The sequence below is a fragment of the Bradyrhizobium sp. CCBAU 53415 genome (assembly GCF_028128735.1).
Taxonomy (GTDB): domain Bacteria; phylum Pseudomonadota; class Alphaproteobacteria; order Rhizobiales; family Xanthobacteraceae; genus Bradyrhizobium.
Genome location: NZ_LBJF01000026.1, coordinates 407,538 through 419,796, shown reverse-complemented (window position 1 = coordinate 419,796; position 12,259 = coordinate 407,538). Strand labels below are relative to the sequence as shown.

Annotated in this window: 14 protein-coding genes; 10 read left to right on the top strand and 4 right to left on the bottom strand. The window is 65.0% G+C overall.

Annotated elements, in window-relative coordinates; genetic code table 11:
* Positions 1-52 precede the first annotated feature (52 nt).
* The 3 genes from htpG (at position 53) to XH87_RS26050 (ending at position 2,640) form a co-directional block, all read left to right on the top strand.
* Entirely contained in the window at positions 53-1,930 is a 1,878-nt protein-coding gene (gene htpG, locus XH87_RS26060) for a molecular chaperone HtpG (RefSeq protein ID WP_271589443.1), read from the top strand.
* 128 nt (positions 1,931-2,058) lie between these two features.
* Positions 2,059-2,340 (top strand): DUF3551 domain-containing protein, encoded by a 282-nt coding sequence (locus XH87_RS26055; protein WP_271523076.1) that lies wholly within the window; start codon positions 2,059-2,061, stop codon positions 2,338-2,340.
* A 57-nt stretch (positions 2,341-2,397) separates the two neighbouring features.
* Positions 2,398-2,640, top strand: a complete 243-nt coding sequence (locus tag XH87_RS26050; protein WP_271589442.1) for a DUF3551 domain-containing protein — start codon at positions 2,398-2,400, stop codon at positions 2,638-2,640.
* On the opposite strand, the gene XH87_RS26045 is transcribed toward XH87_RS26050, so the two are convergent.
* On the bottom strand, positions 2,637-3,404 hold the full coding sequence (locus tag XH87_RS26045; protein ID WP_271589441.1) for an SGNH/GDSL hydrolase family protein: 768 nt from the start codon (positions 3,402-3,404) through the stop codon (positions 2,637-2,639). The two genes, XH87_RS26050 and XH87_RS26045, sit on opposite strands and share 4 nt — an antisense overlap.
* A 104-nt stretch (positions 3,405-3,508) precedes the next feature.
* On the opposite strand from XH87_RS26045, the gene XH87_RS26040 reads away from it, so the two are divergent.
* The 6 genes from XH87_RS26040 (at position 3,509) to XH87_RS26015 (ending at position 8,400) form a co-directional block, all read left to right on the top strand.
* Complete coding sequence (locus XH87_RS26040; protein ID WP_271589440.1) at positions 3,509-3,694, top strand: hypothetical protein; 186 nt, start codon at positions 3,509-3,511, stop codon at positions 3,692-3,694.
* A 79-nt stretch (positions 3,695-3,773) separates the two neighbouring features.
* Positions 3,774-5,588 (top strand): long-chain-acyl-CoA synthetase, encoded by a 1,815-nt coding sequence (locus XH87_RS26035; RefSeq protein ID WP_271589439.1) that lies wholly within the window; start codon positions 3,774-3,776, stop codon positions 5,586-5,588.
* A gap of 143 nt (positions 5,589-5,731) precedes the next feature.
* The gene (locus XH87_RS26030; RefSeq protein WP_008135396.1) at positions 5,732-5,977 is read left to right on the top strand and encodes an acyl carrier protein; all 246 of its coding nucleotides are present in this window, start codon (positions 5,732-5,734) and stop codon (positions 5,975-5,977) included.
* The gene (locus XH87_RS26025; protein WP_271589438.1) at positions 5,964-7,346 is read left to right on the top strand and encodes a class I adenylate-forming enzyme family protein; all 1,383 of its coding nucleotides are present in this window, start codon (positions 5,964-5,966) and stop codon (positions 7,344-7,346) included. The genes XH87_RS26030 and XH87_RS26025 overlap by 14 nt, the downstream gene beginning before the upstream one ends.
* Positions 7,339-8,061 (top strand): SDR family NAD(P)-dependent oxidoreductase, encoded by a 723-nt coding sequence (locus XH87_RS26020; RefSeq protein ID WP_271589437.1) that lies wholly within the window; start codon positions 7,339-7,341, stop codon positions 8,059-8,061. The genes XH87_RS26025 and XH87_RS26020 overlap by 8 nt, the downstream gene beginning before the upstream one ends.
* 129 nt (positions 8,062-8,190) lie before the next feature.
* Positions 8,191-8,400 carry a hypothetical protein gene (locus tag XH87_RS26015; RefSeq protein WP_271589436.1) on the top strand — a complete coding sequence of 70 codons (210 nt, stop codon included), beginning with the start codon at positions 8,191-8,193 and terminating at the stop codon, positions 8,398-8,400.
* A gap of 4 nt (positions 8,401-8,404) precedes the next feature.
* Here XH87_RS26015 and XH87_RS26010 read toward each other — a convergent pair whose 3' ends face one another.
* Entirely contained in the window at positions 8,405-8,803 is a 399-nt protein-coding gene (locus XH87_RS26010; protein WP_271589435.1) for a hypothetical protein, read from the bottom strand.
* A gap of 209 nt (positions 8,804-9,012) precedes the next feature.
* Here XH87_RS26010 and XH87_RS26005 point away from each other — a divergent pair, with 209 nt between their 5' ends.
* Positions 9,013-10,158, top strand: coding sequence for a DUF3095 domain-containing protein (locus XH87_RS26005; RefSeq protein WP_271589434.1), 1,146 nt, complete (start codon positions 9,013-9,015; stop codon positions 10,156-10,158).
* 169 nt (positions 10,159-10,327) lie between these two features.
* Here the strand turns inward: XH87_RS26005 and XH87_RS26000 are convergent, their stop codons facing one another.
* Together XH87_RS26000 and XH87_RS25995 are read right to left on the bottom strand one after the other, a co-directional pair.
* On the bottom strand, positions 10,328-10,762 hold the full coding sequence (locus XH87_RS26000; RefSeq protein WP_271589433.1) for a DUF2147 domain-containing protein: 435 nt from the start codon (positions 10,760-10,762) through the stop codon (positions 10,328-10,330).
* 106 nt (positions 10,763-10,868) lie between these two features.
* The gene (locus XH87_RS25995) at positions 10,869-12,254 is read right to left on the bottom strand and encodes an MATE family efflux transporter (protein WP_271589432.1); all 1,386 of its coding nucleotides are present in this window, start codon (positions 12,252-12,254) and stop codon (positions 10,869-10,871) included.
* Positions 12,255-12,259: the final 5 nt, after the last annotated feature.

The window sequence follows — 12,259 nt, the reverse complement described above, 5'->3', positions numbered from 1 at the left end:
CTGCCTCGCGCTATATCCGGGTTCCTTCCCTTTGTTTTGACCGGGTAAGCGCATGACGACGTCAGATACGGCTGTGCATACGCAGCCTTTCCAGGCCGAAGTTTCCGAACTGCTGCACTTGATGGTGCACTCCGTCTATTCGGAAACCGACATCTTTCTCCGCGAACTGATCTCCAATGCCTCCGATGCCTGCGACAAGCTGCGCTACGAGGCGATCGCCAGCCCCTCTCTGCTGGGCGAGGGCGACGCGCTCAAGATCCGCATCATTCCGAACAAGCAGGCCTCGACCCTCACGGTCGCCGACAACGGCATCGGCATGGAGCGGCAGGAGCTGATCGACCATCTCGGCACCATCGCCCGATCCGGTACCAAGGCGTTCGTGTCCAAGCTGAAGGAGGCCAAGGACGGTCTCGGCCTGATCGGCCAGTTCGGCGTCGGCTTCTATTCCGCCTTCATGGTCGCCGAGAAGATCGTGGTCATCAGCCGCCGCGCCGGCGAGAGCGATGTCTGGACCTGGACCTCCTCCGGGGGCTCCGGCTTCGAGATCGCCCGGGCCAGCGGGGAGGAAGCGGCGCGCGTGACGCGCGGCACCGAGATCGTCCTGCATCTGAAGGACGACGCCAAGAAATATCTCGAGCCCTACGAGATCGAGCGCATCGTCACGGCCTATTCCGACAACATCCTGTTCCCCATCGAGCTCGTGCCCGAAGAGGGCGAGCCACGCCAGATCAATTCGGCCAGCGCGCTTTGGCAGCGCGCGAAATCCGAGCTGACGGCAGAGGATTACAAGAAAGCCTATCAGCAGATCGCCTCCGCCTTCGACGATCCCGCGATGACACTGCACTACCGCGCCGAGGGCCGCTACTCCTATGCAGTGCTGCTGTTCGCGCCCTCGACCAAGCCGTTCGACCTGTTCGAGCCGAACCGCAAGGGGCGGGTGAAGCTCTACGTCCGGCGCGTCTTCATCACCGATGATGCCGATCTGTTGCCGGGCTATCTGCGCTTCATCCGTGGCGTCGTCGACAGCGAGGATCTCCCGCTCAACCTCTCGCGCGAGATGCTCCAGAACAATCCGCAGCTTGCGCAGATCCGCAAAGCCGTGGCGACCCGGGTCGTATCCGAGCTCGAAAGCCTTGCCGACAAGGATCCGGAGAATTTCGCCAAGATCTGGGACGCCTTCGGCGCGGTGCTGAAGGAAGGCATCTACGAGGATTTCGAGCGGCGCGAAAAGCTGCTCGCGCTGTCGCGCTTCACCACCACGTCGGGCGAGAAGCGGTCGCTGAAGCAGGTGATCGCCGATTTCAAGCCGAACCAGACCGAGATCTATTATCTGGTCGGCGACAGCATCGAACGGCTGAAGTCCAATCCGCGGCTCGAGGCGGCGACTGCGCGCGGCATCGAGGTGCTGCTGCTGTCCGATCCCGTCGATGCCTTCTGGACCTCGATGCCGTCGGAGTTCGAAGGCAAGCCGCTGAAGTCGCTGAGCCAGGGCGATCTCAATCTCGACCTGATTCCGCGCGTCGACGAGGCGGACGAGGCAAAGAAGGACGAGCCGGCCGCGGATGAAGCCGCGACCATCGCTGTGATCAAGGCCGCGCTCGGCGAGCGTGTCAGCGACGTCAAGGCCTCGACGCGCCTCACCAGCTCGGCCTCCTGCCTCGTCGCCGACAGCCAGGGCCCCAGCCGCGAGCTCGAGCGCATCTTGTCGCAGCAGAACCGCGGCATGAAGACCAAGCCGATCCTCGAGATAAATTTGCGCCATCCGCTGGTCACCGCGGTCACCAAGGCGCAAGCGGGCTCCAAGACCGTCGACGATCTCAGCCTGCTGCTGCTCGAGCAGGCGCAGATCCTGGACGGCGAATTGCCGGAAGATCCGGCGGCGTTCGCGGCGAGGCTGAATCGGCTCGTGCTGCAGGGGCTCGGCGCGTAGCGCCGCAGCCCACCGTGCTCACCTTGCCGTCATCTATCTCCAGGAATAGTCGCGTCCGCCGCGGTGTTGTGCCATATGGAGCCGCCGGCCCCCGATCCGCCGGCGGCCATTGACTCGAGGATGCGTCCATGCGCTTGCCGATCTTGACCCTCACCGCGATTGCCGCGCTGTTCGTGGCGGCAGATGCCAGCGCCCAGACCTATGATCCGCGCTATCCGGTGTGCATGCATGTCTATACGCCCGGCGGCTTCGGCGGTGGCGGCGGTGACTATTACGACTGCTCCTTCACCTCGCTGCCACAGTGCCGCGCGACCGCGTCGGGCCGCTCGGCGAGCTGCGACCTCAACCCCTATTACGCCTTCGACCAACCGCCGTCGCAGCCGCGCCGGCGCCACAAGAAACAGCACTAGCGGTCCGCGATGTGGTCTCCTCGGATATTCGCGTCGCGCCGTTCGCTCGGCCTGACCATGGCCGTCGGTGTCTTGCTCGCCTCGGCGCCGTCGCATGGGCAAACCTTCGATCCCAGCTATCCCGTCTGCATGCACGTCTATTCCGGTGCGAATGGCGGTGGCGGGGATTGGTACGACTGCTCCTTCACCTCGCTGCCGCAGTGCCGCGCCACCGCGTCGGGCCGTGCCGCGACCTGCGATCTCAATCCGTATTATCCGGTCAACGCACCGCCGCACCGGCGCCACAGGCGAAGCGGTTAGCGTCGGGGGGATCGCCGGCCGCCAATCCGGTGGAGCGTGCGGGCTGAGTTGCCGTGTGTGCCTCGGGATCGCTGCGCCTTGTTGACCGCCTCGTTGATTGCGGCGGTCAATTGCCAGGTCATCTTGTCCGTCGTCCAGTCGCTTGCGTGCAGCCTGGCATCATCGCCGGGGTCGACCATCCGGTCGAACGGGATCTTCGCGATATCGTGCCAACCCTGCATCAACTCGAAACGACGGAAGACGTTGACGCCTTTCGCATGTGCGATCTCGCTGATCGCCGCCACCATGGCATTCGCCTTTTCGAGCTTGGCCGGTGTCAGCAGCGCCGGCACATATTGCAGATCCATCAGGATCACGTCGATCCGTCCGGTGGCCAGCAACTGATCGACGCCGGCGGAGATGGCCTTCGTGGTGTCCTTGAAGGACGGCGGATTCGACTGCCAAACCGCATTCGTGCCGACCTGCCAGATCACGAGATCCGGATGCTGGGCGAAGACATCATGCTTGAATCGCTTGAGTTCTTGGGGAGCCTCCTCGCCTCCGACGCCCCGGTTGACGACATCGATCGTGGCTTTCGGGAATTGTATCCGGAGGTCCGCCAGCAGCCGTTGCGGATAGGGCGCGATACCCCCTTCGCCCGCCGTCGTCGACGAGCCGATCGCAACCACCTTGACCTGTCCGCCCTTCAGCCGGTTGGCAAAGTTGGTGAGCGGTTGCCCGAATGGTGTTGCGTTGACGGGAATCTGCGAGGGGTCGAGTGCCACGGGTTGCCTACCTGTCGTAGTCAGAACAACGCAAGGTAGAGCAGAGAATATCCTGTTTGGCGAAGGTCGCCTAGCGCGGCGTGCGCCTCCGCTACTCCTTCCTCATGGCCGACAGGTCGATCAACTTGCGCCACGATCGGTTCCGCCGTCGGCATGCTGCCGAACTCATGGGTGTTGCCGTGCAGCGGGATCGCGCCGAGTTCGGCGATGCGGGCTCTGATCTCGGCGTCCGGCAGGGCGGCATCGATCTGCGGCTTGGTAAAGGATCACTAGAGTTAATCGCGCACTAACCGGGTTTTACCTTGTCTCTTAACACCTGGGCAGGGCGTGCGAGCTAAGCTGCGGGAAACCAGCAGGCGGCCCGAAAGAGTGAACAATATGACCACCGGCGTCATCGAGCAGCCGAAAGCCATGCGCGCGCCGTCGGCTTCGAAGATCTGGCTGAAGGCGATCGAGCTCACTGCGCGGATCGAGGCGTTGCCGGGACGTCTGTTCGCGAACGTCATCGACGATTGGGCGCAACGCGAGCCCGGCCGCGTCGCGCTGGTCACGGCTGACACGAGTGTCGACTATGAAGGCCTGTCGAAGCGCACCAATCGCTACGCGCGCTGGGCCCGCTCGGTCGGCGTAGCCAAGGGCGATACCGTGGCCCTCATCATGCCGAACCGCATCGACTACGTCGCGGCCTGGCTCGGCATCAGTCGGGTCGGCGGCGTGGTGGCGCTGCTCAATACCAGGCTGGTGGGACAGTCGCTCGCGCATTGCATCGACGTTGCAAGGCCCACTCACATCATCGTCGCGCATGAGCTGACGGAGATGCTGGACAGCGCAACGCCGCATCTGAAGACGCAGCCCAAGGTATGGACTCACGGCGATTCCCGCAGCGAACGCGCGATCGACGTCGCTCTTGCCGTCCTCGACGACAGCCCGCTCTCGCCGGAGGAACGTGGCGACGTTACCATCGACGACCGGGCGCTGCTGATCTACACCTCAGGTACCACCGGTCTGCCGAAAGCGGCGAGCATCAGCCACCGCCGCATCCTCAATTGGGGCTTCTGGTTCGCCGGCCTCGCCGGCGCGACGCCCCAGGACCGGCTCTACGACTGCTTGCCGCTATTTCATTCGGTCGGCGGCATCGTCGCGCCGTGCAGCATGCTGGCTGCCGGCGGCTCGGTGGTGATTGCGGAAAGGTTTTCGGCCTCGCATTTCTGGTCCGACATCGTTCGGCATGACTGCACGCTGTTCCAATACATTGGCGAACTCTGCCGCTACCTGCTGAAGGCGGCGCCGTCGGAATACGAAAGCCGGCACCGCCTGCGGCTCGCCTGCGGCAACGGCCTGCGTGGCGACATCTGGGAGGACTTCCAGGCGCGCTTCGCCATTCCGCGCATCCTCGAATTCTACGCGGCGACGGAAGGCAATTTCTCGCTGTTCAATGTCGAGGGGCAACCGGGCGCGATCGGCCGCGTCCCGCCGCTGCTCGCGCACCGTTTTCCTGCCGGCCTCGTGAAGCTCGACCCCGACAGCGGCATGCCGCTGCGCAACGACGAGGGCTTCTGCATCGCTTGCGGCCGCGGCGAGCCCGGCGAAGCCATCGGCCGTATCGGCACCGCGAACGAAGGCGGCGGTCGCTTCGAGGGCTACACCGATGCCGGTGAAACCGAGAAGAAGATTTTGCGCGACGTCTTCGCCAAAGGTGATGCCTGGTTCCGCACCGGCGATCTGATGCGGATCGACGACAAGGGCTTTTTCCATTTCGTCGACCGTATCGGCGACACCTTCCGCTGGAAGGGCGAGAATGTCGCGACCTCGGAGGTCAACGACGCCGTGCGCGATTTCACCGGCGTGGTCGACGCCACCACCTACGGCGTCAGCATTCCCGGTACCGACGGCCGCGCCGGCATGAGCGCGATCGTGGTGAACGAGGGGTTTGACATCACCGCTCTGCCCGCTCATCTCGTGCAGCGCCTGCCGGCCTATGCCCGCCCGGTCTTCATCCGCATCGCGCGCGAGCTCGATGCTACCGAAACCTTCAAGCAGAAAAAGAGCGAACTCGGGCGCGAGGGATTTGATCCGGGCGCGATCTCCGATCCGCTGTTCATGCTCGAGCCGAAGTCAGGTGCCTATGTCGCGCTCGATTCCAGTACATTTGTCGAGATCGTCGAGGGTACGATCCGGCTGTAGCGGCACAAAAATCCGCGAGATGCGTCCAATTTTATCTGAATTGTCCAAGAAGCCATTTACCTCTGTCGGGTAAGCAGACGGCCACGGGGAGGCGGTCATCAAGAGCCGCCGCAACATGAACGATAACGAAAAGCGAGCCAGCCATGTCGGTAAGGTCAAAGGTCATTGAAGCGATCCAGCAGATCGCCAGAGAGCAGCACGTCACGCTTCCCGCACTGTCGGACGATCTGTCCCTGCACGAGACGGGCTTCGACTCGCTCGCCTTCGCCATTCTCGTGGCGCGCCTCGAGGACGAGACCGGCGTCGATCCTTTCACCATTTCCGAGGATGCCGCGTTCCCGGCCACGGTGGGTGATTTCGTGCGGGCCTACGAAAATGTCCCCGCGTGAGGTCTTTGCGCTTCGCGACCATCTCGGCGCGGAGCTGAAGGGCCGCACGATCTCCGATGCGCAGGATGTCGTGTCGCTGACCGACGTCCTGCGGCACACGGTTCTGGGCGGCCGCCTGCACGAGCTGTCGGGCCGCGCCGTGCTGCTCAAGCTGTCCGACCAGCTCCGGTCGGGCCTTGCCATGATCGAGCTCGACGGCATCGCCCGTCGGATGCTGCTGTGTCCGCCTGATCTCAATCCGGCGCATCTCGACGCGCTGATCGCGGATGCCGGCATCGATACCGTCGTGACGGACGAGCCGGGTCGCTGGGCCGGCACCGGCGTGCCGCTGGTCGTCACCGCGCAATTGCCGCCTCAAATGACTGCGCCCGCCACAAGCGAACGCGCCACAGAATGGCTGATGCTGACTTCGGGCACCTCGGGCGTGCCAAAGATTGTCGGCCATACGCTGGAGGCGCTGACCGGAGCGATCGTTGCCGAAGGTCCAACGCGCGGTCAGGCGCCGGTCTGGGCGACGTTTTACGACATTCGCCGCTACGGTGGCCTGCAAATCTTCCTCCGCGCCATCCTCTCCGGCGGCTCGATGGTGCTGTCCGATCCCCACGAGGCGCTCGCTGATCACGTCGCGCGGCTGAACGCGCGCGGCGTCTCGCATATTTCCGGCACGCCTTCGCATTGGCGCAAGCTCCTGATGAGCGGCTCGGCCGCGCAATTCGCCCCGGCTTACGTCCGTCTCTCCGGCGAGATCGCCGACCAGGCCGTGCTCGACGGCCTGAAGGCGGCCTTCCCGAATGCTTCCGTCGGTCATGCCTATGCCTCGACCGAAGCCGGCGTCGGCTTCGCCGTGAATGACGGGCTGGAGGGCTTTCCGGCCGACTATCTCGGCAATCGCAACGGCGTCGAGATGAAGGTCGTCGACGGCTCGTTGCGGATCCGCTCGGCGCGCACGGCCCATGCCTATGTCGGCCGCAGCGCGGCGGCGCTCACCGACGCCGACGGCTTTGTCGACAGCGGCGACATCGTCGAGCTGCGCGGTGACCGCTACTATTTTGTCGGCCGTCGCGGCGGTATCATCAATATCGGCGGGCTGAAGGTTCACCCCGAGGAGATCGAGGCAGTGATCAACCGCCATCCCGACGTGCGGATGTCGCGAGCCAAGTCGCGCCGCAGCCCGATCACCGGCGGCATCGTCGTCGCCGACGCGATCCTCACTGAGGGCACCGATCCGGCGCGCGCGAAAGAGATTCGCGACCAGATCCTGGATCAGTGCCGCGCCCAGCTCGCATCCCACAAGGTGCCGGCAGTGATCCGCTTCGTCGAGACGCTCGACGTCACCCCGGCCGGCAAGCTGGCGCGCACCGATGCGTAACGTTCTGGTGACCGGCGGCAGCCGCGGTATCGGCCTCGCGATCGCGAAGCGCCTCGTCGGCGGTGGCTTCAACGTGATCGCGGCGGCGCGGCGCGAGAGCGATGAACTCGAGGCGGCGATTGCCGAATCCGGGGGGCGCCTGCATTTCCGCGCCTGCGATCTCGCCGTGATCGATGCGATCCCGGCCTTCGCAAAACTCGTGCGCGACGAATTCGGACCGATCTACGGCCTCGTCAACAATGCCGGCCTCGGCACCGAAGGCCTGCTCGCCACCATGCACAATTCCGAGATCGCGGCGCTGGTGCAGCTCAACGTGCTGTCGCCGATCATCCTCACCAAATATGTGGCGCGGCAGATGATGGCCGATGGCGCCGGCCGCATCATCAACATCTCCTCGATCATCGCGACCACGGGCTACAACGGCCTGTCGGTCTACGGCGCAACCAAGGCGGCCGCCACCGGCTTCACCCGCTCTCTTGCGCGCGAGGTCGGCAGGCTCGGCATCACCGTGAACGCGATCGCACCGGGCTTCATCGACACCGAGCTTACGCACAATCTTTCCGACGAGGGACGCAAGCGCATCGCCGGCCGCAGCGCGCTGCGTCGCCTGCCGGAGACGGACGACGTCGCGCGCATGGTGGAATATCTGCTGGGGGAAGGCGGCCGCAACGTCACCGGGACGGTGTTCACTGTCGACGCGGGGAATACGGCATAAGCGGAACTCTGCCGTCATGGTCCCGTTGATCCGGCACAATGACATTCAGCCGGATTTGGTCGTAAGATGTCCCACGATTGGGTTACGTCAATCGATCTGCCCTAATCCCTAATCGACAGGGAGCAGTCCATGACCGCGCCAAGCATGACGGCTTCAAATCAGGGTCACACGAAGCACTCCCGTGCGAACCCGGATGATGTCCGCTGCACGCCAATGACGCACCAGAATTCCGGCAGTCACGGGCATGAAATGTACCCGCAGCAATTCGTCCGCCTGATCGGCTGCCATGATGCCTCTCTCGATACCTTGCGCAAGCGTCAAGACGAGAAGCTGCACTAGCCGCTCACGTCCGCTGTTTCGGCAAGTCCTTCGGCAGGTCGATGCGTTCGTGCGAAAATTCCGGCGGCCCTTCGGTGAGGCGGCGGATGCGGCGCTCACGTTCGTCCACCGGCAATGCGGGATCGAGCAGCGTCTCGATCTCGTGGACTGCGATCTCTTCGCTCCTGGTGGCGTCCGATGTGATCGGGTGCACCGATGTGAGGGCCGGGGGCGCGATGTCGAGGCCGAGCTCGATCAGCTTGCAGATCGCATCCGCGCGGGTCATGTGATGAGCTTCAGCCCAGGCATCGACGGCTGCCGTCAGTCTTTCGGGCATCTTCACCGCGCTGATCGGGTCGATGCCCGTGCGCCGGCGGACCGGAGAAGTGGAGTCCCTGCTGCCGAAGTCGGGCACCTCGATCATCCCATGCAACCCTTGGAGCTAACCGACGATAGCCGCTCTTCCGCGGCGGTCGTTTGATGCCGATCAATGACCCGCCGCGGCATTGCAACGCGGCCGCATCTTGTCGTCCGGGGCCGTTTCGGCCAATGATTGAACGAGGGCGCCGGCCAGCGAACCCGGATCGATCCTGCCACGTATTTATTTCGCATTCCAACCATCCGGCGTCCCCGATGACCTCAGGCCCATCCTTCTATGGCGGCATTCCCGTCTTCCGAGGCTTCACCAGCCTGATGGATCCCACGCTCTATTCGCCGCTGCCGGACGACTGGAGCATCGGTGTTGCCGACATCGTCGATTCGACCAAGGCGATCGCGGCGCAGCGCTACAAGGCGGTCAACATGGCCGGTGCCGCCGTGATCGCATCGGTGACGAACGCGTTGGCGGGACGTGAATTCCCCTTCGTGTTCGGCGGCGACGGCGCAAGCTTCGCGGTGGCGCCGGACGATGTCGAACTTGCCCGCGAGGCGCTGGCCGCGACCGCGACCTGGGTGCGGGAATATCTCGATCTGACCATGCGCGTCGCCCTGGTGCCGGTCAGCGTCATTCGCGCTCAGGGCCTTGACGTGCGCGTCGCCCGCTTTGGGCCGTCGGCAAACCTGTCCTATGCGATGTTCTCGGGTGGCGGACTCGCCTGGGCCGACGCTGCGATGAAGCGCGGCGAGTTTGCGGTCACGGAGGCGCCCGCCGGCACGCAGCCGGATCTCTCCGGCCTGTCCTGCCGCTTCGAGGTGATTCCAGCCTCCCGTGGATTGATCCTGTCGGTGCTGGCGATGCCCGCGCGCGGCGGCGATCCGCACGCCTTCCGCAAGGTGATCGAGGACATCATCCATCTCGTCGAGCGCAGCCCGGAGGGCAGCCGCCCGGTGCCGCCGCAGGGGCCGCCGCTGAAATGGCCGCCGCAGGGGCTGGAATTCGAAGCCCGCACCAGGCGCGGCGGTCCGCTGCTTGCGCGCCGCGCCGCCGTCCTGGCCTACACCTTGTTCGCTTATCTGATCATGCGCTTCGACATCAATGTCGGCCGCTTCGCGCCAAACGTCTACAGGCGTCAGGTGGTGGAGAACTCGGACTTCAGGAAATACGACGATGGATTGCGCATGATCCTCGACTGCACGCCGGATCTCGAACGCGCCCTCAGCGATCGTCTTGAGGCGGCCGCGCGCGAGGGCATCGTGCGCTACGGCCTCCACCGGCAGGACGCCGCCATGATGACCTGCTTCACGCCGTCGCTACTGCGCAGCGACCACGTGCACTTTATCGACGGCGCGCAGGGCGGCTATGCCTCGGCGGCGACGGCGTTGAAGGCGATGGCCGCGTGAAAGATTTTCGTGTCCCGGACGCGCTGCGGCACCGAAAGCGCGTTCACGCGCGTCTTCGACGCGCTATGGTGACGCTGCGCAGAGCCGGGACCCACATTGCGATGGGCCACGGCTCTGCAGCGCATCACTTTGTGATGCGCTGCATCCGGGGCACGAGAGTTGGTCGATCTTAGCGTCCCGCGCGTGTCCAGGTTTCGCCGCCGCAGAGCGCGCCGACGCAGCCTTCGACCCGCAGCGAGTCCGCGCCAGTCAGGCTGATGTTGCTGGCATAGGTGCTGCCGTCGTCGGCATTGTAGATCTGGCCCGCCCATTTGTTCGGTCCCGCGGGCTCCATGCCGCTGAACAATGGCAAGCCGATCATCGGACGCCTGGCGAGTGCGGGATTGGGATTCTTGCTGTCGGTGGCTGGCTGGCCGGTCGAGGTGTCATAGGGCTCCCGCAGCCAGACGATATGACCGCAGATGCCGCCGCCGCATTTGCTGATCTTGACGCGTGCATCACCCGCCTGGGTCAGCCAGGTCCCGTCGGCCTCCTGCGCACGAGCGGCAGATGCGCCGAGCAGTGCGGCGAGGAGGACGACGAGAGTTGCGAATCTGGAAGTCATGGAGAAGGCCCTGAAAATGGAGCGCCTCCATAGCAGCCCGGCAGGATAGTGCAACGCTGGCTGGAATCACATTCCTGCGTTAACCTGCTTGAATATTCGCCTGCGATCATTTGCCCCATCGCACGAAGGCGACCGAGGCCGCGGTCGACAGACCGAACACGACCATGGCGCCGCCAACCAGCGCGAACAGGGTCCAGGCCGGAGCTTGCGCGGTCATGAGTGCGACGCCGCCGATCGCGACGATCAGGAGCCGCGCCGTGGAGGCGAGCACGGGTCCGCCGACACGCGCCGCGCCCTGCGACGAGAAGTATAACGACACGCCCATGCCGAAGAACACGAAGGCCGGACCTGCCCAGTGGAAATAGCTGTGCGCGGCGGCGGTGACGCCGGGATCCCGCGTGAAGAGCCCGACCCACAGCGACGGAGCGAGCTCAACAGTGAGGCCGATCAGGCCGACCGTGAGTCCGGAGGCTGCAGCCGCAGTCCAGGCCACACGCCGCGCGCGCTTCACATGTCCGGCGCCGATCGCCATGCCGACCATCGGCACCGAGGCGATGCCGAAGGCGAAGGTGATCGGGATCAGCAGAAATTCCAGCCGCGATCCGATGCCGTAGCCTGCCAGCATCTCGGTGCCGAAGGTCGCGAGAATTTTTGTGAAGATCAGGATGGTGAGCACGGTCTGGAGCGGCGACAAACAGGCCACCGCGCCGACTTTGAGGATGTCCAGGAACATCGCGCGCTCGAAATGAAACGCGCGGAAATCGAGCGGCAGCCGGCTGCGCCCGGACAACAGATACCAGAGGAAGAAGATCGCCGCGCAGCTGAACGCGATCAGCTGGCCGCTCGCGACGCCCGGCATGCCGAATTGCGGCGCTCCGAACAGGCCGAGCCCAAGCGTGCCGCCGAGCGTGATCTGGAGCACGCTCGCTCCGATCAGCGTCATCGAGGGCAGGCGCATGTCGCCGGTGCCGCGGATCACCGAGGCCAGCGTGTTGACGAGCCAGATCGCGACTGCGCCGGAGAACAGCACCTGCGAATAGCCGCTGGCTTCTTCCAGCACGCGCTCGCGGCCGCCGAGCAGTGCGAAGAACGACCGACCGAAGACGAGCATCATCCCCGTGAAGAACAGCCCGCCGCAGAGTCCGATGATGGCGGCATGCAGCGCCAGCGTCGCGGCGCGGTCGCGATTCCCCGCACCGAGCGCGCGGCTGATTGCGGAGGAGACGCCGCCGCCCATCGCGCCCGCGCTCATCATCTGCGTCAGCATCGCGAACGGGAACACCAGCGCGATCGCGGCGAGCGGGATGGTGCCGAGCCGGCCGATATAGGAGGTCTCGGCCACCGCAACCAGCGTGCTGCCGACCATCGCGATCATGTTGGGGACCGCGAGCCGCAGCAATGTCGGCAGGATTGGCGCCGTCAGGAGGCTGGTGATGGGGGACGCGACCGGCGCGACCGGCGGGACGGCGTCTGCAGGGGCGTCGATCGTCATGTTCA